23 protein-coding genes are annotated in these 26,137 nt (G+C 70.4%); 12 read left to right on the forward strand and 11 right to left on the reverse strand.

Annotation, left to right across the window (positions count from 1 at the left end; all coding sequences use genetic code 11):
• The 3 genes from ABZ078_RS04865 to ABZ078_RS04875 all read left to right on the forward strand — a co-directional run bounded on the left by ABZ078_RS04865 (window position 1) and on the right by ABZ078_RS04875 (window position 3,343).
• Complete coding sequence (locus ABZ078_RS04865) at window positions 1-867, forward strand: hypothetical protein (RefSeq protein WP_356571647.1); 867 nt, start codon at window positions 1-3, stop codon at window positions 865-867.
• Window positions 864-1,958, forward strand: coding sequence for a hypothetical protein (locus ABZ078_RS04870; protein ID WP_356571649.1), 1,095 nt, complete (start codon window positions 864-866; stop codon window positions 1,956-1,958). Before ABZ078_RS04865 ends, ABZ078_RS04870 begins: the two co-directional genes overlap by 4 nt.
• A gap of 62 nt (window positions 1,959-2,020) precedes the next feature.
• Window positions 2,021-3,343, forward strand: a complete 1,323-nt coding sequence (locus ABZ078_RS04875) for a hypothetical protein (RefSeq protein ID WP_356571713.1) — start codon at window positions 2,021-2,023, stop codon at window positions 3,341-3,343.
• Between the two features lie 104 nt (window positions 3,344-3,447).
• Here the strand turns inward: ABZ078_RS04875 and ABZ078_RS04880 are convergent, their stop codons facing one another.
• Complete coding sequence (locus tag ABZ078_RS04880) at window positions 3,448-4,959, reverse strand: peptide MFS transporter (RefSeq protein WP_356571651.1); 1,512 nt, start codon at window positions 4,957-4,959, stop codon at window positions 3,448-3,450.
• A gap of 413 nt (window positions 4,960-5,372) precedes the next feature.
• Here ABZ078_RS04880 and ABZ078_RS04885 point away from each other — a divergent pair, with 413 nt between their 5' ends.
• Together ABZ078_RS04885 and ABZ078_RS04890 are read left to right on the forward strand one after the other, a co-directional pair.
• The gene (locus ABZ078_RS04885; protein WP_356571653.1) at window positions 5,373-6,050 is read left to right on the forward strand and encodes a response regulator transcription factor; all 678 of its coding nucleotides are present in this window, start codon (window positions 5,373-5,375) and stop codon (window positions 6,048-6,050) included.
• Window positions 6,051-6,081: 31 nt separating this feature from the next.
• Window positions 6,082-7,353, forward strand: coding sequence for an ATP-binding protein (locus tag ABZ078_RS04890; protein ID WP_356571655.1), 1,272 nt, complete (start codon window positions 6,082-6,084; stop codon window positions 7,351-7,353).
• A gap of 24 nt (window positions 7,354-7,377) precedes the next feature.
• Here the strand turns inward: ABZ078_RS04890 and ABZ078_RS04895 are convergent, their stop codons facing one another.
• Window positions 7,378-7,932: a GtrA family protein gene (locus tag ABZ078_RS04895; protein ID WP_356571657.1), complete on the reverse strand. Its 555-nt coding sequence runs from the start codon at window positions 7,930-7,932 to the stop codon at window positions 7,378-7,380.
• Window positions 7,933-8,095: 163 nt separating this feature from the next.
• On the opposite strand from ABZ078_RS04895, the gene ABZ078_RS04900 reads away from it, so the two are divergent.
• Genes ABZ078_RS04900 through ABZ078_RS04910 form a run of 3 tightly spaced genes read left to right on the forward strand, consistent with a single transcriptional unit; the run spans window position 8,096 to window position 10,970 of the window.
• Window positions 8,096-9,256: a 5-(carboxyamino)imidazole ribonucleotide synthase gene (locus ABZ078_RS04900; RefSeq protein WP_356571658.1), complete on the forward strand. Its 1,161-nt coding sequence runs from the start codon at window positions 8,096-8,098 to the stop codon at window positions 9,254-9,256.
• Window positions 9,253-9,780: a 5-(carboxyamino)imidazole ribonucleotide mutase gene (gene purE, locus ABZ078_RS04905; RefSeq protein WP_356571660.1), complete on the forward strand. Its 528-nt coding sequence runs from the start codon at window positions 9,253-9,255 to the stop codon at window positions 9,778-9,780. Before ABZ078_RS04900 ends, purE begins: the two co-directional genes overlap by 4 nt.
• Before the next feature lie 5 nt (window positions 9,781-9,785).
• A complete protein-coding gene (locus tag ABZ078_RS04910; protein WP_356571715.1) occupies window positions 9,786-10,970 on the forward strand; it encodes a dipeptidase in 1,185 nt (394 codons plus the stop codon).
• Between the two features lie 80 nt (window positions 10,971-11,050).
• Here ABZ078_RS04910 and ABZ078_RS04915 read toward each other — a convergent pair whose 3' ends face one another.
• Together ABZ078_RS04915 and ABZ078_RS04920 are read right to left on the reverse strand one after the other, a co-directional pair.
• Window positions 11,051-11,437, reverse strand: a complete 387-nt coding sequence (locus tag ABZ078_RS04915; RefSeq protein WP_356571662.1) for a VOC family protein — start codon at window positions 11,435-11,437, stop codon at window positions 11,051-11,053.
• A gap of 28 nt (window positions 11,438-11,465) precedes the next feature.
• Entirely contained in the window at window positions 11,466-11,825 is a 360-nt protein-coding gene (locus ABZ078_RS04920) for a VOC family protein (protein ID WP_356571664.1), read from the reverse strand.
• 118 nt (window positions 11,826-11,943) lie between these two features.
• Between ABZ078_RS04920 and ABZ078_RS04925 the strand changes: the two genes are divergently transcribed.
• Window positions 11,944-12,459, forward strand: coding sequence for a CGNR zinc finger domain-containing protein (locus ABZ078_RS04925; RefSeq protein ID WP_356571666.1), 516 nt, complete (start codon window positions 11,944-11,946; stop codon window positions 12,457-12,459).
• A 153-nt stretch (window positions 12,460-12,612) separates the two neighbouring features.
• On the opposite strand, the gene ABZ078_RS04930 is transcribed toward ABZ078_RS04925, so the two are convergent.
• Complete coding sequence (locus ABZ078_RS04930) at window positions 12,613-13,959, reverse strand: UDP-glucose/GDP-mannose dehydrogenase family protein (protein ID WP_356571717.1); 1,347 nt, start codon at window positions 13,957-13,959, stop codon at window positions 12,613-12,615.
• Window positions 13,960-14,150: 191 nt separating this feature from the next.
• Here ABZ078_RS04930 and ABZ078_RS04935 point away from each other — a divergent pair, with 191 nt between their 5' ends.
• Window positions 14,151-15,308, forward strand: a complete 1,158-nt coding sequence (locus tag ABZ078_RS04935) for an acyl-CoA dehydrogenase family protein (protein ID WP_356571668.1) — start codon at window positions 14,151-14,153, stop codon at window positions 15,306-15,308.
• Between the two features lie 74 nt (window positions 15,309-15,382).
• Here the strand turns inward: ABZ078_RS04935 and ABZ078_RS04940 are convergent, their stop codons facing one another.
• Window positions 15,383-15,940, reverse strand: coding sequence for an acyl-CoA thioesterase (locus ABZ078_RS04940; RefSeq protein ID WP_356571670.1), 558 nt, complete (start codon window positions 15,938-15,940; stop codon window positions 15,383-15,385).
• A gap of 119 nt (window positions 15,941-16,059) precedes the next feature.
• Here ABZ078_RS04940 and ABZ078_RS04945 point away from each other — a divergent pair, with 119 nt between their 5' ends.
• Window positions 16,060-17,346, forward strand: coding sequence for an LCP family protein (locus ABZ078_RS04945; protein ID WP_356571672.1), 1,287 nt, complete (start codon window positions 16,060-16,062; stop codon window positions 17,344-17,346).
• A 62-nt stretch (window positions 17,347-17,408) separates the two neighbouring features.
• Here the strand turns inward: ABZ078_RS04945 and ABZ078_RS04950 are convergent, their stop codons facing one another.
• Complete coding sequence (locus ABZ078_RS04950) at window positions 17,409-17,771, reverse strand: four-helix bundle copper-binding protein (protein WP_356571674.1); 363 nt, start codon at window positions 17,769-17,771, stop codon at window positions 17,409-17,411.
• A gap of 200 nt (window positions 17,772-17,971) precedes the next feature.
• The gene (locus ABZ078_RS04955) at window positions 17,972-19,426 is read right to left on the reverse strand and encodes an LCP family protein (RefSeq protein WP_356571676.1); all 1,455 of its coding nucleotides are present in this window, start codon (window positions 19,424-19,426) and stop codon (window positions 17,972-17,974) included.
• 142 nt (window positions 19,427-19,568) lie between these two features.
• Between ABZ078_RS04955 and ABZ078_RS04960 the strand changes: the two genes are divergently transcribed.
• Window positions 19,569-20,597 (forward strand): glycosyltransferase family 2 protein, encoded by a 1,029-nt coding sequence (locus tag ABZ078_RS04960; protein ID WP_356571678.1) that lies wholly within the window; start codon window positions 19,569-19,571, stop codon window positions 20,595-20,597.
• Between the two features lie 21 nt (window positions 20,598-20,618).
• Here the strand turns inward: ABZ078_RS04960 and ABZ078_RS04965 are convergent, their stop codons facing one another.
• From ABZ078_RS04965 to ABZ078_RS04975, 3 genes are all read right to left on the reverse strand, one after another.
• Entirely contained in the window at window positions 20,619-22,253 is a 1,635-nt protein-coding gene (locus ABZ078_RS04965; protein WP_356571680.1) for an LCP family protein, read from the reverse strand.
• A 324-nt stretch (window positions 22,254-22,577) separates the two neighbouring features.
• Window positions 22,578-24,362, reverse strand: coding sequence for an LCP family protein (locus ABZ078_RS04970; RefSeq protein WP_356571682.1), 1,785 nt, complete (start codon window positions 24,360-24,362; stop codon window positions 22,578-22,580).
• Between the two features lie 224 nt (window positions 24,363-24,586).
• Window positions 24,587-25,735 carry an LCP family protein gene (locus ABZ078_RS04975; protein ID WP_356571719.1) on the reverse strand — a complete coding sequence of 383 codons (1,149 nt, stop codon included), beginning with the start codon at window positions 25,733-25,735 and terminating at the stop codon, window positions 24,587-24,589.
• Window positions 25,736-26,137 lie beyond the last annotated feature (402 nt).

The raw sequence follows: 26,137 nt of genomic DNA on the forward strand, positions 1-26,137 counted from the left end.
ATGTCGTCAGCCGTCCGTGTCCTGTGTCCGTGCCTGCTCCTGCCGCTGGTGCTCGCGGCCGCCCCTGCGGCGAGCGCCACCGAGGGCTGGTCCGTCGCGCCCTCGGGCGGCGGCCGGCCGGCCTTCTACGCCGAGGGCGAGCCCGGCACGGTGCTGCGGGACACGGTGTCCGTGACGAACCGGGGCGACGAGGCGGTCACCGTACGGCTGCACGGCACCGGCGTCCCGATCGCCTTCGCGCACAGCCCGGTCCGGATCCCGGCCCGCACCCGCGCCGAGGTCCCGTTCACGGTGGCCGCCCCGACGGGCACGGCCCCCGGCGACCGCTCCGGCGAGATCGTCGCGCGCGACACCGACGGCCGCTCCCGGGCCGTCCCGCTCAGACTCCGCGTCACCGGCCCGGAGTTGACGGCACTGACCGTCGAACACGTGGCGGTGCGCGGCGACGGCATCGCGTACGAGCTGGTCAACCGCGGTACGACAACCCTCACCCCGACCCTGGCGGTCCGCGCCGACGGTGTCTTCGGCCGCCTCCTCGACCGCGCCCCGCGCACCCTCCCCGCCGCCCTGCCCCCGGGCAGCCGTACGAAGCTCACCGAGCCCTGGCCGGACCGGCCCGCGCTGGACGCCGTGGACGTGCGGCTGACGGTGACGGCGGCGGGCGGGGCGAGCGACACGGCACAGGCGTCGGCGCGGTTCGTGCCGCCGGGCGTGGTGCCGGGGATCGCCGGGTGCGCGGTGGCGGCTGGGGGCGCCCTCTGGGCCCTACGGCGTCGAAGGCGTCGTAGGCCGCACGACGGCGGCGGGACCGCCGCCGAGCCCGAACAGCCCTACAGCACAGCTGAGTTGACGGGAGCGGGGACGTGAACGGGAGGGTGCGGATCTCGGCGCTGCTGACGGTACTGGCGCTGCTGTTGCCGCCGACGGCGGCCGTGACCGCGTCGGCGGCCGACGCCCCGCCCGTCGTGAAGCTCTCCAAGTCCCAGGCGGGGACGGGTGGTTCGATCACGGTGACCGGCAGCGGCTGGCGCGCGCGGGCCCTGCTGATGATCCTGATCTGCGGCCAGTCGGTGCCGTCGACCGGCGTACGAGGGGGCACCAACTCCTGCGCCAACGCGGACGGCAGGGCCGTGACCACGGACGCCGAGGGGCGCTTCAGCAGGAAGCTGCCGGTGGCCGAGCCGCCCGTGCCGTGCCCGTGCGCGGTGCACGTCGCGACGGTGACCGGGGCGAAGGCCGAGGCCGACGCCGTCTTCCAGGTGGCCGGGCACGCCGTCGAGCCGCTGCCGGCGGAGGCGGCCGGCGGACGCCTGTCGGTCCTCACGGACACCCGGCTGGACGGATCGAGCGGCCTGCTCACCTGGTTCGGGGCGCCGCCCACGCGCACGCTCGTCTTCACGGTCGGCAATGTGGGCACCTCGGCCGTGCGGAACCCGGTCTTCCAGGTCGGCACCGCGCACGGCGTGTTCGCCCCGCAGTGGGAGGAACAGCAGTGGCGCGGCACGATCCGGCCCGGCGGGAAGGCGCGGATCGAACTGCCGGTGCAGCTCGCCGCCGGGGCGCACGGCGACTACACCGTCTCCCTGAAGTACGGCGGCAAGGTGATGGCCGAACAGCCCTGGGGCGTGGGCCGGCCCTGGGGCGTGCCGCTGTTCTGGACGCTGGCCTGCCTGGTCGTGCCGGCGGCGCTGTTCCGTGCGGGGATGGCGGTGGTGGACCGGGTACGGCCGCGGCAGACCGCCCGCCACCGTGGGCTGCGCCTGCCCGAACTGGCCCTGCGCCTGCCGGGGTTGAGGCCCCGCGAAGAGGCGAGGCACGCCGCTCGTTCGTCCTCGACCCTGCCGTGGTTCACCCCGGACAACGACCCGGGCACGGCCGGTCGGCTCTCCGCACCGCACGACGACAGCCCGACGAGTCGTACGAGTCCTACGGCTCCGACCAGGAAGGGACCCCCGTGAGCAAGCGAAGGAGAGTCACACCGGCAAGCCCGACAAGAGGGGGCGCGGCGGGCGTCGCCCTGATGCTCGGCGGCGCGGGCATCCTGCTCGGCGTGTCCGCCGGGCCCGCCCAGGCCGCGGAGGTGTCGTACGCGACCGAGTGCGTCCCGCCCGCCATCTCCGGGTTGCCGCCGGTCCAGGGCACGACGAAGGTGGAGATCACCGCACCGGCGCAGGCGAAGGTCGGCGACGAGGTGGAGATCGTCTGGAAGTTCGTGCAGGCGGCGTCCAAGAACCCCGACATCCTGGACCTGGACAAGGACACGGTCCAGCCGACGGGAACCCTCAAGGCGGCCGGCGCGCAGACCGCGGACCTCGCCATGCAGGGGCCGCGGCAGAACCCGCCGATCCCGAAGAACAGCGACATGAAGCTGTCCGACATGAAGGGCAAGCTGAAGCTGACGGCACCGGGCGAGGTGACGTTGACGCCTGACGCGTACAACATCAACGTCAGCAAGCCGATCTCCACCGACACCAAGTGCGCGCCGAAGGAGACGGTGAAGCCGGCCGCGACCATCAAGGTGACGGACGCGGGAGGGAGTTCGGGAGGTACGACGGGAGGGTTGCCGACGGTCGTCCCGACGCTGCCGACGAGCGTGCCGACGCTGCCGACCACCGTGCCGACCGGCCCGCCCACGGGATCCTCCGGTCCGACGCCGAGCGAGAGCGAGACGGGCGGCGACGCGGGCGGCTCGTCGAGCACGGGCGGAGGCGGCGGCGGAGGCCGGACGGACTTCACCGGCAAGGAGGTCCAGGTCCCCTACGAGTGCAAGACGCCCATCGGCGACAAGAAGGCCACCTCGCCGGTCCAGATCGACGCCAAGAAGAACGGCGGGAACTTCGACCTCACCGTCCGGTTCAAGAAGTCGGTGATGGACAGCCCCGCCGACATCCCCAAGGACTCGGTCAAGCCGTCGATGGAGGTCGTCCTGGGCGGCGCGGACAAGGGCACGGTCCACGTCGAGGGCCCGACCAACGCGGAGGCCATCAAGGCGGGCGACCCGATCGAGATCCCGGACCTGACCGGCACCTACAAGCCGGGCGCGAGCGGCGAGTCGACCCTCTCCCCGGGCGTACTGACGGTGAAGGCCCTGGGCACGACGACGACCTGCACCCCGACGAAGACCGAGGTCTCCCTCACCCTGGACACCTCCGAACAGCCGGGCGGCGCGTCGGGCGGCGGTTCGGCAGGGGGTTCGGCAGGCGGCTCGTCGACCGACGGGGGTCTGGCGGCGACGGGGGCGGAGGATCACGGGTCGCTGAAGGCGCTGGGCTTGGTGGCAGGAACGGCACTGTTGCTGGGCGGCGCTGTGTTCACCTTCATGCCCAGGCGAGGGATGCGCTGACCGACCCTTCTTGGGGGCGCGGGGAACCGCGCACAGTACAGAAACCGACGGGGCCGCTGAAACCCACCTGGATCCCAGCGACCCCCGTCGGCTCAAGCAGCGCGCTAGCGCACGTCGCCCATCAGCGCCCGGATCTTCCGCCCGGCCATCATGAACGCCAGCCCGGCCGCGACGGCGATGACGGCCCACATCGTGTAGTACACGGCGTCACCCAGCGGAGCGTTGAGCTTGGTGGTCCAGCCGTTGAGCGCGTTGCCCGTCGCGGTGGCCAGGAACCACAGACCCATGATCTGGCCCACGAACTGCTTCGGCGCCAGCTTCGTCGACAGGGACAGGCCGACCGGCGACAGGCACATCTCGCCGAGGGTCTGCGCCAGGTAGACGCTCAGCAGCCAGAAGACGGTGACCTTGCCCGTGTCGCTGTTCGCGGCGGCGGCGCCGGCCAGGCCCATGATGCCGAACGAGCCACCGATGAGGAGCATCGCCAGGGCGAACTTCATGGGCGTGCTGGGCTCGCGGTCGCGCCGGGCCAGCTTCACCCACAGCGCGGCGAAGAGGGGGGCCAGCACGATGACCATGGCCGGGTTCACCGACTGGTACCAGGACGCCGGGAACTCCCAGCCGCCGATCATGCGGTCGGTCTTGCCGTCCGCGAAGATCGTCAGCAGCGAACCGGACTGGTCGTAGATCATCCAGAACAGCACGGCGGTGGCGAAGAACCAGGCGAAGGCCTGGATCTTCGGCTTGTCCTCGGCGGCCAGGGCCGGGTTCCGGTACATCGTCACGAAGTAGACGATCGGGACCACGATGCCGAGGATGGCGAGCACGTTGACGATGTGCTCGATGTCGTACGTACCCAGCGCGATGTCCACCAGCAGCGCGGCGACGGCGATGCCACCCCACAGCGCGACCTTGCGCAGCGCGGCGCGCTTCTCCTCGGGGGAGGCCGGCGTGCCGGGGTGCTTGCCGATGTCGCCGAGGTGGCGGCCGCCGAGGACGTACTGGATGACGGCGAGGGTCATACCGACACCGGCGACACCGAAGCCGAGGTGCCAGTCGACGTTCTCGCCGAGGTAGCCGACGACCAGCGGGGCGGCCATGCCGCCGATGTTGATCGCCATGTAGAAGAGGGTGAAACCGGCGTCGCGGCGGGCGCTGGGCTGGCCCTCGTAGAGGCCGCCGACCATCGCGGAGATGTTCGGCTTCAGCAGACCGGTGCCGATCGCGATCAGGCCGAGACCGCAGAAGAAGGCGGCGTCCGCGGGGATCGCCAGCGTGAAGTGGCCGGCGGCGATGACGATGCCGCCGACGAGCACCGCCTTGCGGGCACCCCAGAGGCGGTCCGCGACCCAGCCACCGGGCATGGCGGCCATGTACACGACCGCGTTGTACACGCCGTAGATCGAGGCGGCCAGGGCTTCCCGGCCCGCCAGGGGGCCGTCGAGGACACCCGCGATCAAGTAGAGGACGAGGATGCCGCGCATTCCGTACCAGGAGAAGCGCTCCCACATCTCCGTCATGAAAAGCGTGGCCATACCGCGGGGGTGGCCGAAGAAGGTCTTCTCGGAGCCGGGGGTGCCCGGGGAGGCCGAGTCCTTCGTCAGGCTGGACGCCATGGTCGATCCTTGCTGGTCGGGACGCGCACCGACGTATAACGGTCACGCGCCCGGTGGGGGGCGGCCGGCGCCGGCGGGTATGGCCCGCCTTCGGGGGCCCGGCCACAGGTCATTCCTTTTTCAGTCCGCACATGAAAGAGACCCCCAGCGTCAAGTGCGCCGAAGGTCCCCGCAGTGATACAGGCGTGGAGTCACCATACGTCAGGACACTGCCGGATATGGAAGGACTTGAGATACGGATCACAGGTGTCGAGGGAACCGCAGACGCCCTTTCCAAGGTCCTTTCCAGGATCGCACTTCATACGTATGGTCTGTACCACAGGGCCGAAGGTAAGAGACAGGCCAGAAGTGAGTAAGAATCAAGACTCCCGATCACACCCCAGCTCTTGTCCTGGGCGGACTACCATCAGCTCATGACCCGTGTACTGCTCGCCGAGGACGACGCGTCCATTTCGGAGCCGCTGGCCCGTGCCCTGCGCCGGGAAGGGTACGAGGTCGAGGTGCGGGAGGACGGCCCCACCGCGCTCGACGCAGGAATGCAGGGCGGCGTCGACCTGGTCGTGCTGGACCTGGGCCTGCCCGGCATGGACGGCCTGGAGGTGGCCCGCCGCCTGCGCTCCGAGGGCCACGCCGTGCCGATCCTCATCCTGACCGCGCGCGCCGACGAGGTGGACACCGTGGTCGGTCTGGACGCGGGCGCCGACGACTACGTCACCAAGCCGTTCCGCCTCGCCGAGCTGCTCGCCCGGGTCCGGGCCCTGCTGCGGCGCGGGGCGGCCGAGCCGCAGCAGCCGCCGGCCACGCACGGGGTGCGGATCGACGTCGAGTCGCACCGGGCGTGGATGGGGGACGAGGAGCTCCAGCTCACGGCCAAGGAGTTCGACCTGCTGCGGGTGCTCGTGCGCGACGCGGGGCGGGTCGTCACCAGGGACCAGTTGATGCGCGAGGTGTGGGACACGACCTGGTGGTCGTCGACCAAGACGCTCGACATGCACATCTCCTGGTTGCGTAAGAAGTTGGGCGACGACGCGGCGAACCCCCGCTACATCGCCACGGTGCGGGGCGTTGGCTTCCGCTTCGAGAAAAGCTGAGCCTGCGGGCCACACGGACAAGTAACAGGACATGCGTCGTCGACTGATCCAGTCCACGCTCGCCGTCGTTCTCGTCGTCATCGCCGTCTTCGGCGTGTCGCTCGTGATCGTCGAGACGCGGACCATCACCAGCACCGCGCAGGAGCGCGTGGACACCGAGGCGGTTCGGCTGGTCAGCATCGTGGACAGCCGGCTCCTCGGCGACGAGACCGTGGACGCCTCGGTGCTGCGGGACCAGATCCAGGGGGATCGTTACGCCCAGATCCGCATCCCGGGGAAACCGGTGATCGAGGTGGGCACCAGGCCCACCGGCGACGTCATCAGCGCCACCGAGACGGGCGAGGAGGGCGAGACGGTCACCGTGCTGGAGCCGCGCTCGTCGGTGACGCGCGAGGTCGGCCGTACGCTGCTGATCATCGGGGCGGTGGCGCTGCTGGCGGTGATCGCGGCGGTCCTGCTGGCGGTGCGCCAGGCGAACCGCCTCGCCTCCCCGCTGACCGACCTGGCGGAGACGGCGGAACGCCTCGGCTCGGGCGACCCCCGCCCCCGTCACAAGCGGTACGGCGTCCCGGAGCTGGACCGGGTGGCGGACGTACTGGACGCCTCCGCGGAGCGCATCGGGCGGATGCTCACAGCCGAGCGCCGCCTCGCCGCGGACGCCTCCCACCAGCTGCGCACCCCGCTCACGGCCCTGTCCATGCGCCTGGAGGAGATCACCCTCACCGACGATCCCGACACGGTGAAGGAGGAGGCGACCATCGCGCTGACGCAGGTGGAGCGCCTCACGGACGTGGTCGAACGCCTCCTGACCAACTCCCGCGATCCGCGCAACGGCTCCGCCGTCACCTTCGACCTCGACGAGGTCATCCAGCAGCAGCTGGCGGAGTGGCGCCCGGCGTACCGCAGCGCGGGCCGGGCGATCGTCAGCTCGGGCAAACGCCACCTCACGGCGGTCGGCACCCCGGGCGCGGTCGCGCAGGTGCTGGCGGCCCTGATCGAGAACTCCCTCATGCACGGCGGCGGCACGGTGGCGCTGCGCACCCGCGTCACCGGAAACCAGGCGGTCATCGAGGTCACCGACGAGGGCCCGGGCATCCCGGCGGACCTGGGCGCCCGCATCTTCGAGCGCGCCATCAGCGGCCGCAACTCCACGGGCATCGGCCTGGCAGTCGCCCGCGACCTCGCGGAGGCGGACGGCGGCCGCCTGGAAATGCTCCAGGCGAACCCCCCGGTCATAGCCCTGTTCCTCTCCCGCACGCCCCCACCGAAGCCGACACAGGTTTCGGGGCCGACGGTCAGGTAGCGGGCGCCTTCGACGCCGGCTACGTCAGCCCACCCGTTGCCTCACGCGAGGCTTCTCCGGCTGCTTGCGCGTCTCCAGGAACGATTCCGCGCCGGCGGCAGGCTCCTGACCCGGCAGCGCGCGGAACACCCAGGTCCGGTACGACCAGAACCGGAACAGCGTCGCGACACCGATGCCCAGGAACTTGAAGATGTTGCTCTGCAGCGGGCTGTCCCAGCCGAACCAGTACGTCGCCGCGTACAGCACACCGTTCTCGATCACCAGGCCGACCACGCTGAACAGCAGGAACAGGCTCAGTTCCTTGGTGCGGCGGCTCTTGTCACGGGCGCGGTACGTGAAGTAGCGGTAGCCGACGTAGTTGGTGAGGGTCGCGACGACGGTCGCGATGACGCTCGCCCGCACCACCTGGAGATCGGTCACATGCCGTACCAGGTTGAACACGAGGAAGTTGACCAGGACCCCGGTCCCACCCACCGCGCCGAACTTGGCGACCTCACGCACCAGCCGGTCGACGCGCTGCCGTACGGCACTGCGGGGTACCGGAGGCGCCGTATGAAGCCCCGAGGAACCACGTCCCATGGTCGTGAAGGCTCCTGTCGGTCGATTTGTCGGTCGGTTTCGTCAACTCAGCCATGCTAACCACCCCCCTTCGCGATTGCCTGTGGGCGAGCTCAGAGACCGGGAAGAGACCCGGAAAAGTCCGGTAAGAGGGTCGCCCCGGCGTGGCCGATACCCTAGGGGCGTGACGTTCCCCGTAGTCGGCATGGTCGGCGGAGGCCAGCTCGCTCGTATGACACACGAGGCGGGCATTCCGCTGGGCATCAAATTCAAGCTCCTCAGTGACACCCCTCAGGATTCCGCGGCGCAGGTCGTCGGCGATGTCGTCGTCGGCGACTATCGCGACCTCGACACGCTGCGCGACTTCGCGCGCGGGTGCGATGTGATCACCTTCGATCACGAACACGTACCCACCGAGCACCTCAGGGCCCTGGAAGCGGACGGCATCCCCGTACGCCCCGGCCCCGACGCGCTCGTGCACGCCCAGGACAAGGGTGTGATGCGCGCGAAGCTCGACGCGATCGGCATCCCCTGCCCACGGCACAGGATCGTGAGCGACCCGCAGGACGTCGCCGCGTTCGCGCGCGAGGGCCTCCCCGAAGGCGCGGAGGGTGACGGCTTCCCCGTCGTCCTCAAGACCGTCCGCGGCGGCTACGACGGCAAGGGCGTCTGGGTCGTCGACTCCGTCGAGGAGGCCGCCGAGCCGTTCCGCGCCGGCGTCCCGGTCCTCGCCGAGGAGAAGGTCGACTTCGCGCGGGAGCTCGCGGCGAACGTCGTACGCTCCCCGCACGGCCAGGCCGTCGCCTACCCGGTGGTCGAGTCCCGCCAGGTGGGCGGCGTCTGCGACACGGTCATCGCCCCCGCCCCCGACCTCGACGAGGCCCTCGCGCTCAAGGCCGAGGAGATGGCCCTCACCATCGCCAAGGAACTCGGCGTCGTCGGCCACCTCGCCGTCGAACTGTTCCAGACCCGCGACGGCCGCATACTCGTCAACGAACTGGCGATGCGCCCGCACAACTCGGGCCACTGGACCCAGGACGGCGCGATCACGTCCCAGTTCGCCAACCACGTCCGGGCCGTCCTCGACCTCCCCCTCGGCGACCCGCGCCCGCGCGCCAGGTGGACGGTCATGGTCAACGTCCTCGGCGGCGACTACCCCGACATGTACTCCGGGTACCTGCACTGCATGGCCCGCGACCCCCAGCTCAAGATCCACATGTACGGCAAGGACGTGAAGCCCGGCCGCAAGGTCGGCCACGTCAACACCTACGGCGACGACCTGGACGACGTTCTCGAGCGCGCGCGTCACGCTGCCGGTTACCTGAGAGGCACGATCACCGAATGAGCCCCGTTGTTGGCATCGTCATGGGGTCGGACTCCGACTGGCCCGTCATGGAGGCAGCCGCCAAGGCCCTCGACGAGTTCGAGATCGCGTACGAGGTCGACGTCGTCTCCGCGCACCGTATGCCGCGCGAGATGGTCACCTACGGCGAGCAGGCGGCCGAGCGCGGCCTGAAGGTGATCATCGCGGGGGCCGGCGGAGCCGCTCACCTGCCCGGCATGCTCGCCTCGGTCACGCCGCTGCCGGTCATCGGCGTCCCGGTCCCGCTGAAGTACCTCGACGGCATGGACTCGCTGCTCTCGATCGTGCAGATGCCGGCCGGCGTGCCCGTGGCCACCGTCTCGGTCGCCGGCGCGCGCAACGCCGGTCTGCTCGCCGCCCGCATCCTCGCCGCCCACGACGAGGACCTGCTGCAGAAGATGCGGGACTTCCAGCAGGACCTGAACGACCAGGCCACCGAGAAGGGCAAGCGCCTGCGCGCCAAGGTGGAGGGCGCGGCCGGCTTCGGCTTCGGCTCGGGGAAGTGACGACGATGACCTCCCTGGAGGCAGCCCGGGAACTCCTGCGCGAGTTCCCGGTCGTCGACGGCCACAACGACCTGCCGTGGGCCCTGCGCGAACAGGTCCGCTACGACCTCGACGCCCGCGACATCGCCGGCCACCAGGGCGCCCACCTGCACACCGACATCCCGCGGCTGCGCGCGGGCGGCGTGGGCGCGCAGTTCTGGTCGGTGTACGTGCGGTCGGACTACGCCGGGGACACGGCGGTCAGCGCCACCCTCGAACAGATCGACTGCGTACGGCAGTTGCTGGCGCGCTACCCGCAGGACCTGCGCCCGGCGCTGACGGCGGCCGACATGGAGGCCGCCCGCGCCGAGGGCCGCATCGCCTCCCTGATGGGCGCGGAGGGCGGCCACTCCATCGCCGCTTCTCTCGCGACGCTACGCGCGTTGTACGCGCTCGGCGTCCGCTACATGACCCTCACCCACAACGACAACATCGCGTGGGCGGACTCGGCGACGGACGTACCCGCGGCGGGCGGCCTCACGGCCTTCGGCCGCGAGGTGGTCCGGGAGATGAACCGCGAGGGCATGCTGGTCGACCTCTCGCACGTGGCGGCCACGACGATGCGCGACGCGCTCGACACCTCCGTCGCTCCGGTGATCTTCTCCCACTCCTCCTCCCGGGCGGTGTGCGACCACCCCCGCAACATCCCCGACGACGTCCTGGAGCGCCTCCCCGGCAACGGCGGCGTCGCGATGGTGACCTTCGTGCCGAAGTTCGTCCTCCAGGCCGCCGTCGACTGGACGGCCGCCGCCGACGAGAACATGCGCGCCCACGGCTTCCACCACCTCGACACGACCCCCGAGGCGATGAAGGTGCACCGCGCCTTCGAGGAGAGCAACCCGCGCCCGGTCGCCACGGTGTCCACGGTCGCCGACCACCTGGACCACATGCGCGAGGTCGCCGGCATCGACCACCTGGGCATTGGCGGCGACTACGACGGCACCGCCTTCACGCCCGACGGCCTGAACGACGTCTCCGGCTACCCCAACCTCATCGCCGAACTGCTGGACCGCGGCTGGTCGAGCACCGACCTGGCCAAGCTGACCTGGCAGAACGCCGTACGGGTTCTGGGCGCGGCCGAGGACGTGGCCCGCGACCTCCGGGCGAGCCGTGGCCCGTCCAACGCGACCATCGAGCAGCTGGACGGTTGATCGCCGGGGCGGGGTGGCCGACGCGGCCGGTCGCCCCGCCGGTCCGGCGCCGCAGGATCGCGGAGTTCGACGGACCGGACTCAGGGGTGCTCGATCCGGCAGAGGCAGAACGGATGCCCCGCCGGATCGGCGTACACCCGGAAGTCGTCCTTGTCCTCCGCGCGCAGCAGCCGCGCACCCAGCGCCAGCACCTTCTCCTGGGCCGCCTCGACCTCCTCCCAGGTGGACCCGGCGTCGAAGTCGAGGTGGAACTGCTGGGAGTTGCGGTCGGCCCGCGGCCACTCCGGCGGGGTGTGCCCGGGCGCCGACTGGAAGGCGAGCCGTGGCCCGCCCGGCAGCTGGAGTACGACCCACTCCGGGTCGTCGTCCTCGGGCGTACCGCCGCCCACGCCGGCGTAGAAGCGGGCGAGGGCACGCGGGTCGGGACAGTCGATGACGACGGAACGCAGGGGTGCCACGGGGGCCATGGGTTCCTCCCGGCGAATCAGGGCGTGCTCAGCAGGCGCACAGGCAGAACGGGTGCCCGGCTGGATCGGCGTAAACCTTGAAGGTCCGCGAGCGGTCCTCGGTGTCCAGCGGCTTCGCGCCCAGAGCGAGTACCTCCTTCTCGGCCGCGTCCAGATCCTCGACGGTCAGGTCCAGGTGGAACTGCTGCGAGTGATCGGCCGCCGGCCACTTCGGCGGCACGAACCCGGGGGCGGCCTGGAACGCCAGCGACTGCCCGCCGGGCACCTTCAGATCCACCCAGTCACCCTCGCCCTCGACGCTGCCGCCGAGCACGCGCGCGTAGAAGTCGGCGAGAGCGCGGGGGTCGGGACAGTCCAGGACGACGGCGCCCACTTCGGCGATGGCCATGGCTTCCTCCTCGAAGCATTCGTTACCTGTACTCACACTCAACAGGTAACTCCGTTACCGCATACTCCCGCATTGGCGGTAACGTCGCAAGGGGAAACGCGGGAGGTAGCGTGCAGCCATGAGTGAGAGATCACCCGCGCCCGGGGGTCTGGAGCTGGTCGAAGCCCTGGTCAACACGCTGGACCTCGAGTCGGGCACCGACGCGCTGGACACGGCGCAGGGCCGGGCCCGCTTCGGGCTGGCCGAGGAGGATCTGCCGAGGGCACGGGAACTGCGGGAGTCCCTGCGCGTGGCCCTCCTCGCCCACGCGGGCCATCCGCCGCACCGCGCGGTGACCCCGCTGGGCGATCTGCTGGCGGCGGCCCCGCTGCTCGTCAGGGTCGACGCCACCGACGGCTCGGCGACCCTGGGCGCGGCCGCCCGCGGCGCCGCCGACGAGGTCCCGCTGCCCTCCAGGGTGGCGGCGGCCATCGCCCAGGCCCTCGTCGAGGGCACCTGGACACGGCTGAAGGCGTGCGAGGCGGCCGACTGCCACTGGGCGTACTACGACCGCAGTCCGGCCGGCCGCGGCCGCTGGTGCTCGATGCAGGTGTGCGGGGCGCGCGCGAAGATGCGGCGCTACCGAGCCAAGTGAGCCTTTTCGAAAGGTTGTTGAAGATTCACTCGGCGCGGGGTCGCCGATGTGGGGCAGAATGCCCAAGACGCCGTTTCGGCCGACTGAGCCTCGGCCGAAACGGCGTCACCCGTCTGCCCGCGCGGTCCGGTACGGCAGCCGCGGCGGGGGAACTCAGGCCGTCGGCCGCCCCATCGCCCGGTAGGTCCAGCCGGCGCCCCGCCACACCTCCGGATCGAGCGCGTTGCGCCCGTCCAGCACGACCCGCGCCGCCACGACCTCACCCAGCTCCGCCGGGTCCAGCTCGCGGAACTCCCGCCACTCCGTCAGATGCAGTACGACATCGGCGCCCCGCACCGCCTCGATCGCGCTGTCGGCGTAGCCGAGGGTGGGGAAGAGACGGCGGGCGTTGTCCATGCCCTTGGGGTCGTAGACCGTGACCTGGCCGCCCTGGAGGTGGATCTGTCCGGCGACGTTCAGCGCGGGCGAGTCCCGTACGTCGTCCGAGTCGGGCTTGAAGGTCGCGCCGAGCACGGCGACCCGCTTGCCCAGGAAGGGCCCGCCGCCCAGCGCCTGCCGCGCGAGCTCCACCATCTGGCCGCGCTGGCGCATGTTGATCGAGTCGATCTCGCGCAGGAAGGTCAGCGCCTGGTCGGCGCCCAGCTCACCGGCGCGCGCCATGAAGGCGCGGATGTCCTTGGGCAGACAGCCACCGCCGAACCCGATGCCGGCCCGCAGGAACTTCTTCCCGATCCGGTCGTCGTAGCCGATGGCCTCCGCGAGCTTGGCGACATCGCCGCCGGCGGCCTCGCACACCTCCGCCATCGCGTTGATGAAGGAGATCTTGGTGGCGAGGAAGGAGTTGGCGGAGGTCTTCACCAGCTCGGACGTGGGGAAGTCGGTGACGACGAAGGGGGAGCCGTCGGCGATCGGGGTCGCGTACACCTCGCGCAGCAGCTTCTCGGCGCGCTCGCTGCGCACACCGACCACGATCCGGTCCGGCCGTAGCGTGTCCTGGACGGCGAAGCCCTCGCGCAGGAACTCCGGGTTCCAGGCCAGCTCGGCATCCTCGCCGACGGGCGCCTGCTCTGCGAGGATCTTGGCCAGCCGGTCTGCGGACCCGACCGGCACGGTCGACTTGCCCACGACGAGCGCGGGCCGCTTCAGGTGGGGGGCGAGCGAGTTCACCGCGTTGTCCACGTACGACATGTCGCAGGCGTACTCGCCGTGGCGCTGAGGCGTGTTGACGCAGACGAAGTGGACGTCGCCGAAGTCGGCGACCTGCTCCCAGTCCATGGTGAAGCGCAGTCTGCCCGTGGAACCCTCGATCCCGGCCACGTGCTTGCGCAGCAGTTCCTCGAGCCCTGGCTCGTACATCGGAGCCCGGCCCTCTTCAAGGGCCTTGATCTTCTCGGGCACGACATCGATGCCCAGGACCTCGAAGCCGAGCTCGGCCATCGCGGCGGCGTGTGTGGTGCCCAGGTAGCCGCCGGTGCCGATCACGGTGATCTTGAGGGCCATGGGGTGCTCCAGAACGAGGACGGTGGCAGTGCGGGCCCGAGCATAGTCGGAGGGCTTGACGGGCAGCTTCCCAGCTGTCGCCAAGCTCACGTATCACTCCCGTGAGCCGACCTCTAAAATTCGAGTTACTTAACGGTAATTAGCGCCAGCATCGCACTTAGACACACAGCGTCCTTGGAGCGTGAGAGACCTTGGCCGGATCGGCTGACTTCGACCTGTACCGCCCGTCCGAGGAGCACGACATGCTCCGTGACGCCATCCGCTCGCTGGCCGAGGCGAAGATCGCGCCGTACGCCGCCGCGGTGGACGAGGAGGCCCGCTTCCCGCAGGAGGCGCTGGACGCGCTGGTGGCCAACGACCTGCACGCCGTGCACGTACCCGAGGAGTACGGCGGCGCGGGCGCCGACGCCCTCGCCACGGTGATCGTGATCGAGGAGGTGGCCCGCGTCTGCGCGAGCTCCTCCCTCATCCCGGCGGTGAACAAGCTGGGCTCGCTCCCGGTCATCCTCTCCGGCTCCGAGGAGCTGAAGAAGAGGTACATGACCCCGCTCGCCAAGGGCGACGGCATGTTCTCGTACTGCCTCTCCGAGCCCGACGCCGGCTCGGACGCGGCCGGGATGAAGACCAAGGCCGTCCGAGACGGCGACCACTACGTGCTGAACGGCGTGAAGCGCTGGATCACCAACGCCGGCGTCTCCGAGTACTACACGGTGATGGCCGTGACGGACCCGACGAAGCGCTCCAAGGGCATCAGCGCCTTCGTCGTCGAGAAGTCCGACGAGGGCGTCTCCTTCGGCGCCCCCGAGAAGAAGCTCGGAATCAAGGGCTCCCCGACCCGCGAGGTCTACCTGGACAACGTTCGCATCCCGGCGGACCGCATGATCGGCGAGGAGGGCACCGGCTTCGCCACCGCGATGAAGACGCTGGACCACACCCGCATCACCATCGCCGCTCAGGCGCTCGGCATCGCGCAGGGCGCCCTCGACTACGCCAAGGGCTACGTCCAGGAGCGCAAGCAGTTCGGCAAGCCGATCGCCGACTTCCAGGGCATCCAGTTCATGCTCGCCGACATGGCCATGAAGATCTCGGCCGCCCGCGCCCTGACTTACCAGGCCGCCGCCGCCTCCGAGCGCGGCGACGCCGACCTGACCTACCTGGGCGCCGCCGCCAAGTGCTTCGCCTCGGACATCGCCATGGAGGTCAGCACGGACGCCGTCCAGCTCCTCGGCGGCTACGGCTACACCCGTGACTACCCGGTGGAGCGCATGATGCGGGACGCCAAGATCACGCAGATCTACGAGGGCACGAATCAGGTCCAGCGGATCGTGATGGCCCGCAACCTGCCGTAACGGCCGGTGAGCTGATCATTGGCCGATCGCTGAGGGGCGCCGCGTACCGGGCGCCCCTCACTCGTTTCCGAACCTCAGTCCTCGAAGCCCTCCGCCAGCCGCTTCTCGCGCAGTTCCTTGATCGCGCGGCGGCGGGCCAGACGGTGGGTGCGGCGGATCTGGGCCTCCTGGTAGCGCCGCCTGTCACGGTCGGTCTCCGGTATCACCGGCGGCACCCGGCGCGGCTTGCCGTCCGCGTCCACCGCCGCGAACACCAGGTACGCCGAGCCGACCTGCGTGGGCGGCGCCGACTCGTTCCAGCGCTCGGCCAGGACCCGTACGCCGACCTCCATCGAGGTCCGGCCGGTCCAGTTGACCTGCGCCTTCACATGGACGAGGTCACCGACGCGCACCGGCTCCAGGAAGGCCATCTCGTCCATGGAGGCGGTGACGGCGGGGCCGCCGCTGTGCCGTCCGGCCACGGCGCCCGCCGCGTCGTCGACGAGTTTCATGATCACACCGCCGTGCACCGTGCCCAGAAGGTTGGTGTCGTTGTGGGTCATGATGTGGCTCAGGGTGGTGCGGGAGGCGGATGTCGGCTTGCCCGGGATCTCCGAACTGCCCGACTCCGCGGCGGTGACCTGGTCTGTCATGGCCTCCACCTTATGCCGCGTCGACATTCGTGGACTTTGTGTTGGGTTCGCAACAGCCGTGCCCCTATTTTCCGTCGAACCTTGTAAGACACCTGGCCGTGCCCTGCACACTGGGGCGCATGAATGACTGGCCCGAGCGATGGTCCGACGACAACCGCGGCAACCGTTACGGACGCGGCAGCGCGAGCGCACAGCCTGAGGGCGCGCGCGTGATGCGGCAGGTCCGCCGCGGCCCGGCGGCGCCGCCCGGCCAGGGATACGGCGGGGTGCCGCGGCAGCCGTCGTACGTGAACGGCCAGGGCCACGGCGGCTACGGTGACGGAGCCGTCCGCGACGACGGATACGACAGCGGCTACAACACCGGCCAGGTCTACGGCGGGGGCGGCGGCTCCGGCGGTCCGGGGATGCGCGGGCCGCGGCCCGCGCCGAACTGGCGGCGCCGTATCAAGCTGACCGCGATCACCCTGGTGACGGTCCTGCTCGTGACGACCGTCGCCACCTACTTCTGGGCCGACTCCAAGCTCAACCGCGAGGTCGATCTGTCCAAGGTCATCGACCGGCCGGAGGCGGGCGAGGGCACCAACTACCTGATCGTCGGTTCCGACAGCCGCGCGGGCATGTCGGCCGAGGAGAAGAAGAAGCTGCACACCGGGTCCGCCGAGGGCAAGCGCACGGACTCGATGATGATCCTGCACACCGGCGGCAACGGCCCGACGCTGATCTCGCTGCCGCGTGACTCGAACGTCACGATCCCGTCGTTCCGGGGCTCGGACTCCGGCAAGCTCTACGAGGCCACCGGCCGCCAGGTGAAACTGAACGCGGCGTACGCGGAGGACGGTCCCGAACTGCTGGTCCGCACCGTCGAGGCCAACACCGGCCTGCACATCGACCACTACGTCGAGATCGGCTTCGCCGGCTTCGCGAACATCGTCGACGCGGTCGGCGGTGTCGAGATGGACATCCCGCAGGACATCAAGGACTCCAAGTCCGGCGCGGACTTCAAGAAGGGCAAGCAGACCCTGAACGGCGAGGAGGCGCTCGCCTTCGTCCGCACCCGGTACGCGCTGGCCGGCTCCGACCTGGACCGTACGAAGAACCAGCAGAAGTTCCTCTCGGCGCTGGCCAACCAGGTGGCGACCCCGGGCACCGTGCTGAACCCGTTCAAGCTGTACCCGACCATGGGCGCCGGCCTGGACTCCCTGATCGTCGACAAGGACATGGGCCTGTGGGACCTGGCGTCCATGTTCTGGGCGATGAAGGGCGTCAGCGGCGGTGAGGGCAAGTCGATGAACATGCCGATCTCGGGCAACTCCGCGAACGGCAACCTCCAGTGGGACACCGCGAAGGTGAAGACCCTGGTGGAGCAGCTCAAGAACGACGAGACGGTGACCGTCTCGGACAAGTGAGCACCGCTCACAGACAATCGAGGGCACCCCGGCGGGGTGCCCTCGACCGCGTCCGGCAGTCGTCACATCCTGGCGCCCGCCATCGTGCGACAGGTCTCGGCGCAGCGACGACACGCCTCGGCACAGCGCATCATCTGGGGGTCGTCCGGCATGGACATACACGCCTCGGCGCACATCTCACAGGCCTTGGCGCACATCGCGCACATCTCGGCCGACATGGGCGAGCGGCGCATCATCATGTCCGCGCACATGCGGGTCATCTCGGCGCAGTCCATGAGCGCCCGCATGATCTGCATCTGCGGCTGACCGCCCATCTGCATGCAGGAGCTCATCGTCTCCTCGCAGACCGCGTGGCAGGACATGCACGCGTCGACGCAGGCCTGCATCTCGGTGCTCATGGCGCTCATGGTTCCGGGCTGGGTCATGGCTCCTCCTCGGGGTGCGGGAGCCCGCGGCGGGCCCCGTGCCCTTCCGTCCTACGCCCGCCCGCCGCGCCGCGCCATCGGGGGACGCGACCACGGACACCGGATGGCGTACGCCGCAAGGCGCCTGATGCCCCACCGGAGGCTGCGCACGGGTCCATCGGGGTGACGCCCTGCCACGGTGTGCGGCGGGACCGCCCGCCTTACGAGCACCCCGTCTCATCGCCCCGCAGCACGACCGACTCGCCCTGCGTCGGGTCCTCCGCCTTCACCTTCCTGACCTGCCTGAAGTCCTCGCCCACGATCACCTTCAGAGTCGGTCCCAGCCCCTTCACCGGCCGCAGCTCGCTCCCCGGCAGCGCGGCCGCCAGGGACTTCGCCGAGCGGTCCCAGCCGGGGTCGTGCGCGACGACCGTCCGCTTCGTCGCGCGGTTCGCCGCGACCGCCGGCCGACCTGTCGTACGGAACCCGGTCGCCGCCAGCGCCGCGTCGACGCGTTCGCCGAGGTCCCGCGTCCTCGTGCCGTTCTCCACCTGGACGTGGATCTCCCGCGGGGCCACCTCCACCCGGACCGCCGTGCGCTTCGGCTGGTGCGCGGCCAGCGGCCGGTCCTCGCGCAGGGCCCTGAAGAGGCGCTCCGCCTTCACGGGGTCCCACTTCACCGTGGAACCGACGCCCTTCACGGCGTATCCCATCTGCCCGATCGGCACGGTCGTGAACTCCGAGGACGACGGCGAGAAGTTCCGCATCGCCCGCCCGAGGTCCAGCAGCTCACCCGTCCCGAACCCCTTGTCGGCCCGCACCGAACCCAGCACCGCCCGCGTCACGTCCCGGAACCGCATCGGGTTCAGCAGGATCCCGGACGACGTCGCCCGCTCGATCAGCGCCGCCATGAAACGCTGCTGGCGCTGCATCCGGCCCAGGTCGGAGTCGGTGTCGATGTGCCGGGCGCGGACGAACTGGAGCGCCTGGCCGCCCATCAGCCGGTGGGTGCCGGCCGGCAGGTCGAGTCCGGTGTAGGAGTCCTTCAGCGGTGCGGCGGTGCAGATGTGCACGCCGCCGAGCACGTCCACCGTCTTCATGAAGCTGGTGAAGTCGACCTCCAGATAGTGGTCGATCTTCACGTGGGTCATGTGCTCGACCGTGCGCACGGTCAGGTTCGGGCCGCCCTCCGCGTACGCCGCGTTGATCTTGATGGGATGCGCCTTGTGTCCGTCGCCGCCGGGCACCTCGGCGTAGGAGTCGCGCGGCAGGCTCACCACGCTCGCCCGCTCCCGGTCCTCCGAGATGTGCACGATCATCATCGTGTCGGTGCAGTGGCAGGGAGCCCCGCCGAGCCGGTACTTGCGCCGCTCCTCCTCGCTGATGCGGTCGCGGCCGTCCGTGCCGACGAGCAGCACGTTCATCCCGTGCCCCGCCTGCGGCCGGTTCTTCATGTCCTTGAAGGGGTCCACGCGCGCGATCTTCGCGTCCAGGCTGGTGACCACCGCGTGCCCGATCCCCGCGGAGGCGAGGACCACCACGGACAGCGTGGTCACCGCCCGCATGGCCCAGCGCGGCCTCTTGCGCCGCACGGGAGCGACCGGCCGCGCCCCGCGGCGGGACGGCTGCGTGCGGCGCTGCGCAGGAGGGGGAGACTGGCGGGGCGGCGTGGGCATGGTGGAGATACCTCCGCTGGTGCTTGCCCTGGGGGCCGTACGTGGATCCGTGAGCACCGTAGGCCCATACGATCTCCTGCCCGGTGCAGCGGCCCCGGCGGCGCGCACCGCTGTCCCCCGTTCGCGGTAACGTGAACCCCCTATGAACGCCAAGCCCGACGTGCAGCTCCCCGCCGTGTCCGTCATCATGCCCGTCCTCAACGAGGAGCGGCATCTGCGCGGAGCCGTCCAAGCGATCCTCGCGCAGGAGTACGCCGGCGAGATGGAGGTCGTGATCGCCCTCGGTCCGTCCACGGACCGCACGGACGAGATCGCCGCCGAGCTCGTGGCCGAAGACCCCCGCGTGCACACCGTCCCCAACCCGACCGGCCGCACGCCGGCCGCCCTGAACGCCGCGATCAAGGCATCCCGCCATCCGATCGTCGTCCGCGTCGACGGCCACGGCATGCTCTCGCCGAACTACATCGCCACCGCCGTACGGCTCCTGGAGGAGACCGGCGCGCAGAACGTCGGCGGCATCATGCACGCCGAGGGCGAGAACGACTGGGAGCACGCCGTCGCCGCCGCGATGACCTCGAAGATCGGGGTCGGCAACGCCGCCTTCCACACGGGCGGCCGGGCGGGCGAGGCCGAGACGGTCTACCTCGGTGTCTTCCGGCGCGAGGCGCTGGAGCAGCAGGGCGGCTACAACGAGGAGTTCATCCGCGCCCAGGACTGGGAGCTCAACTTCCGGATCCGGGAGGCGGGCGGGCTCATCTGGTTCTCGCCGGAGCTGAAGGTGTCGTACCGGCCGAGGCCGAGCGTGAAGGCCCTCGCCAAGCAGTACAAGGACTACGGCCGCTGGCGCCACGTCGTCGCCCGCTACCACGCCGGCTCCATCAACCTGCGCTACCTCGCCCCGCCGACGGCGGTGTGCGCGATAGCGGCCGGCATCGTGGTCGGCGCCGCCCTGACGCCCTGGGGCTTCCTGGTCCCCGGCGGCTACCTCGCGGCCATCACCGCCGGGTCCGTCCCGGCCGGCAGGGGGCTCCCGCTGAAGGCACGCCTCCAGATCCCCGTCGCCCTCGCCACCATGCACATGTCCTGGGGCTACGGCTTCCTGACCAGCCCGCGGTCCCTGGCGAGGAAGGTCATCGCCTCCCGCCGCCCGGCGGTGCTCAGCGCGGACTGAGCCCGCCGGACGGGGCGCCCGTCACCAGGTGAAGTCCGGGTCGACCTTCATGCACGCCTTGGTGTCGGAGGCGTTGAGGGCCTCGGCCGTGTCCGGAGTCCTGTCGTCCTGCTTCGGGGCCTTGTACACCGTTCCCTCCCGCCAGTCGGCGCCGACGACGAGGGTGACGCCGGAGACGTCCGTGGACTTCTCCACGGCGCTCATGGGAATGCCGAGGGCCTTGGCGACCCGCTGGGCGTCGCCCTCCAGGTCGGCGCTCGGGTAGCGGACGACCGTCGTCTCCTCGATCGGCGCGGCCGAGGCGTCCGCCACGGCCTGGGTGAAGCCCTTGCCGGCCAGCACCCCGGTGACGGTGGTCGCACGGCCGCGGACCGGGGCGAGGGTGTCGGTGCGGGTGCCGTTCCGCACCTGGACGGCTATCTCGCCGTCCGCCGCGGCCGGGTCGGTGGAGGTCTTCTCCTCGGCGGGCTTCTTCTTGTCCTTGCCGTCGAGGGAGATGTCCTCACGCACCAGCCGGAACAGCTGGCTCGCGTCCTCGGTGGGCACCACCCGGCCGGTCTGGATCGTGTCGTACGTGTTCGGCATCGTCGTCATGGTGATGCGCGAGGTCGGCACCTTCTTGAGCTCGCCCGCCAGGTCGTAGAGCTTCGCCACCGTGCCCAGACCGGGGTCCACGGTGAGTGCCTCGGTGGCCGCCTCGGCGAGCTTGCGCAGCTTGTTCGGGCTGCTCAGCTTGGCGCTCTTGCGCAGCTCGCGGACCATCGAGTTCATGTACTGGTGCTGCGCCTTGGCGCGGGCCAGGTCGCTGCCGTCCTCGAAGCCGTACCGGGTGCGCAGCCACTGCAGGGCCTGCTCGCCCTTGATGTACGTCGTGCCCTTCTCCAGCTTCAGCCCGGAGCCGTGGCCCTCGCTGTCCTTGGAGTGGATGTTGGCGTTCACGCAGACCGGGACGCCGCCGATCGCGTCCGCCATCGACACCACGCCCGAGAAGTCGATCATCATGAAGTGGTCGATGTGGATGTCGGTGAGCTTCTCCCACGTCGCCACCGTGCACCCCGGGCCGCCGCGGCCGAGCGACCGGTTCGTCATCGCGCGCTGAAGCGCCGGGTACACGTCCCCACTGTCCGGGTCCGTGCACCTGGGTATGTCCACGAGCGTGTCGCGGGGCATGCTCACGACCGACATGTTGGTGCGGTCCGCGGAGACGTGCAGCAGCATCTGGACGTCGGCGAGCGGGGTGCCGCCGAACGTCTCCTTGGCGCCGCCGAGTTTCTGGTTCTCCTTGCTGTCGCGCGCGTCCGAGCCGATCAGCAGGATGTTCAGCGGCGTCTGGCCGGCCGCGTTCGCCTCGGTCCTGGCGGCGCGGTCCTTGGCGTCGCCGAGGTTGAGGTCGTCCTTCTTCAGGTTGCCGTTGAGGTGCTGGTAGTAGAGATACCCGGCACCCGCGGTGCCCAGTATCACCACCGCCAGAACCGTCGCCGACCAGCGCAGCACACGCCGTCTGCGGGGCCTGCCTCCGGTTCCCCGGCCGCCCTCGCGTCCCCCGCCACCGTGCCGGCCGCCCAGGTCGGCCGGCGTGTCCTGGTCGGCCCGCGGGGTGAGGGACATGGTGTCGTCCACTGCGGGGGCCTCGCCTCGCACACTGCTCTGCGCCAACTCTTTGCCCTTCCCCACCCTTTGCCCGGCACGGCTTCGCTCCGCGCCGGACCTCCCTGTCCGCAGCGGAGCGAACCATGTCGGGCCAGCCTGTCCGACACTGGTTCGCACCTGGTCAGACCCCTTGGGTCCGAACCGGGTTGGCCACGCGTCGGCAAAATCAACGCTCGGCACGGCAGCGTGCCATGTCGGGACGACGCCGCCTGACACAGCCACGTCCTGTGTCAGACAAACGAACGCCCCGCACAGTTGCGTTCCCCGCCGCGGATTCCGTGCCGACGGGGGCCGCGCCTCAAGCCGGAGGTGGGACGGGCCCCTTGGGCACTACTTCGCGCACTCGACCTTGTCGGCCGTGGACTTCTCCACATCGGGCGCCTTGGTCGGAGCGGTGAGCGACACCCCCGCGCCCTTGAAGTCCTTGCCCAGCGTCAGGGTCATCGTGGGCAGGCCCTGGGAGTTGGTCACGCTCTCGCCGGGCTTCATCGCGGACCCGGACAGACCCATGATGGCGGCGAGCCGGCGAGCCTGGTCGGCCTGGTCGGGGGCGTACTCGAGCGTCGTCTTCGCCAGCGTCGCCGGGGCGTTGCCCGCGTTCTCGGACTTGCTCACGCCCTCCTCGGTCTGCAGCCAGGCGAGGGTTTCCTGAGCACTGCCCGCGGGCGCCCCGCCGTTGAAGACCTGCACCCGCACCTCGGAGGGGTCGGCCTTGGTGCCCTTGAGCCGGGCGGCCACGGCGGCGGCCTCCTTCTTCTTCTGCTGCTTGACGGCGGTGAAGGAGACGTCGTTCTGGATCGCCGAGAAGACCTCGGGAGCCTTCGTCTCGTCGAGCACGACGGTGGCCTTCACCTTCTCGGCCGGGTTGTCGATCACCGGAATCGTCGTGAAGGTCAGGTTCTTGGTGTTGAGCTTGCCCAGCTCCAGGCCCAGGTCCTTCAGCTTGTCGATGCTGTCGAGATGGGAGTCGACGGTCAGCGCCTTGGTGCCCGCCTCCGCCAGCTTGATCATCTTCGTCGGACTGGTGAGCGTGTCGTTCGACTTCAGCTTGCGCATCAGCGCGCTGAGGAACTGCTGCTGGAGCCCGATCCGGCTCAGGTCGCCGCCGAACCCGACCGAGTGCCGGGTGCGGACGAAGGCCAGCGCCTGCTCGCCCTCGATCACGTGCTCACCCTTGGGAAGGTCGAGCTTGGAGTCCGGGTCCTTGATGTCCTTGGCCAGGCACACCTCGACGCCGCCGACGGCCGACGTGAGGGTCTTCACCGCGTTGAAGTCGGCCACCATGAAGTTGTCGGGCTTGACCCCGGTCAGCTCGGTGACCGTGCGCACGGTGCAGCTGGGCGTACGGCCCTCCTGACCGAGGCTTGTGTTGAAGCGGACGCCGGTCTCGCCCGGGATGACCTTCTGGGAGCCGTCCTCCTGCTCGGTCGGGCAGTCCGGGATGTCGACGATCAGGTCACGCGGGATGCTGAGCGCGGTCGCGTTCGAGCGGTCCTTGGAGACGTGGAGCAGGATCGTCGTGTCGGCGTGTCCGGCGCTGCCCTTGTCGCCGTAGCTGCCGTTGCCGGCGCCCGTGCGCTTGTCCGTGCCGATGAGCAGGATGTTGATGGCCTTGTCCTTCTGGAAGCCACCGGTGCTCGCGCCGTCGTCGGAGACGGACTGGATGTTGCCGTTGAGGTGCTCGATGTAGAGATAGGCGCCGGTCGCGGCGGCGACCACCACGAACGCCATCACACCGCCGGTCCACAGCACGGCCTTCTTCGCCTTGTTCTGCTTCGCCGGCCGGCGACCGCGCCGCCCCGGCGGCGGCTCCTCGGGCGCGCCGCGGCGCCTGCGCTGCGAGGGGACCTCACGGCCCGGCGTCGGCCGCGTGTCGCGTCCGGGCGCCGCGGACCGGTCGCGCACCGGGCCGCCGGTGCCGGCCGCGCCCTTGGCTCTCCCACCGGCCACGCGTGAGGCGGCGCCTGTGCGTGAGGCGGCTCTGCGCGGTCCGGGGACCGATGACTGCGGTGCGGAAGGGGTCAGTCGCAGTTCGTATTCGCCGGTGTTCGGATTGAGCACCCACTGGTCTGCGGGATCGATGTCGTCCGCCCGCCCACGGCCTTGCGCGTCCACGGTTGTCTGAATCCTCCGTCGGGGCCACGCGGCGCCTTCCCCCTCCAAGGCGCTCGGGTCTCGGTCAAACAGTGCGCAAGCCTAACTACGGCCGGGTGCACCGGATCGCTCACACTATCCGCCCAGTTCAGCGCCAAGCCACGACGGTGACAAATTCCACGTCCCTACAACTGGGCAATCTGTCCCATTTCTTTGAATTAGGGTTCGTGGGCTTGGTGAGTGCTTTACCTGCAGGGGTTCTCGGCGGCGGTGTTGCCGCGGAAGGTGGGGGGCGGGGGAGTGGGTCCCGAGGTGGGTCCCGAGTGTCCCGTGGGCTCGTCGGATTGCTCGGTGGCGGACTTTCCGTCGCCGGTGCGGGAACTCCTGTGCGAGGGATCGTGCGGGGAGGCGGGGTGCATACCGGGCGAATCGGTTACTTCCACGGGCGTGTCGGTGCGCAGCCGCTCGAAGAGACGCGCGGCCTCGGGCTCCGCGAGTTGGTCACGATTGGCGTTGTAGCGGTACGACTCTCGGGGAACGGTGAGGAATTGCACGCGTTCGGTGGGGATGTCGCGCACGCCGCGGACGAGTTCGTACAAACCGCGCAGGCTGGCCAGGGCGGGGTCGGTGGTGAGGGAGGACGTCGCGGCGTCGAGGACGGGGTAGAGCCTGACCGGGTTCAGCAGGACGTCGTTGCTCTGCACCTTGTGGACCAGCGCGGCGAGGAATCGCTGCTGACGGTGTATGCGGTCGGTGTCGCTGCCGTCGCCGAGGGACTTGCGGGCGCGGACGTAGCCGAGGGCCTGTTCGCCGTTGAGGGTCACCTTTCCGGCGGGGAGCCTGAGTTTGGCGGCTTTGTCGTCGATGGGTTTGGCGAGGCAGATCTCGACGCCGTGGAGGGCGTCGACCATCTCCTTGAAACCGTGGAAGTCGACGACCATGTGGTGGTCCATGCGGATGTTCGTGAGCCGTTCCACGGTGCGGATGGTGCAGGCGGAACCGCCCACCTGGAAGGAGTGGTTGAACATCGCGAACATGGGGTCGCTGCGGGTGCCGTCGGGGCGGCGGCAGCCGGGGACGTTCACCATCAGGTCGCGGGGTATCGATACGGCGGTGGCGCTGCGGCGTTCTGCGGAGAGGTGCAGGAGGATGGTGGTGTCGGAGCGCTCGGTGCCGGAGTCGCGGCCGTAGCGGCGGTTTGCGTTTCCGGCCCTTGAGTCCGAGCCGATGAGCAGGACGTTCTGTGCGCCGCGGACGAGTGAGGTGGGGCGTTCCTTCTCGTATCGGGCGAGTTCGGCGGCGGCGGCCTCGTCGGGCGTGATGTTGGAGTCGAGCTTGGCGTAGACGGCCCACCCGGCTCCGCCGGCGGCCACGACCGCGAGCCCCACGCCCAGGGCCCCGCGCCGCGCCCACCGCCACCGGCGCCCCCGCGCGACAACGCCGGGACCTCCGGGGCGTGGTCGTGCGGTGCCGGTCACGTCGGGCTCCACTCCTCAGGGCGTGCTGCGTGCGTGCTGCTTGCTGCGTGCGTGCGTGTGGTGTGGGCTGCTGTTACGACCATGGCTCGGGTGAGGGGTGGGGGGTGGGTGGTGGTGGGCTGAATGGGTGACGGGTTTGGTGGGGTCGCGGTGGGATGCCTGCGGCGCCTGTGCGGGGTTCGGTGGGGGTGCGCGTAGCGCCTGGGGTGCGTTGTGGGTCGGGGCCGCGCCGGGGGGTGTCCGTCCTCGGACCGGCGGCGGGGGTATGGCCAGGAGGTGCCGTGTCTTGACGCCGGCCACTGCGGGCGGACACCCCCC

The organism is Streptomyces sp. NPDC006385, assembly GCF_040612485.1.
GTDB lineage: Bacteria > Actinomycetota > Actinomycetes > Streptomycetales > Streptomycetaceae > Streptomyces.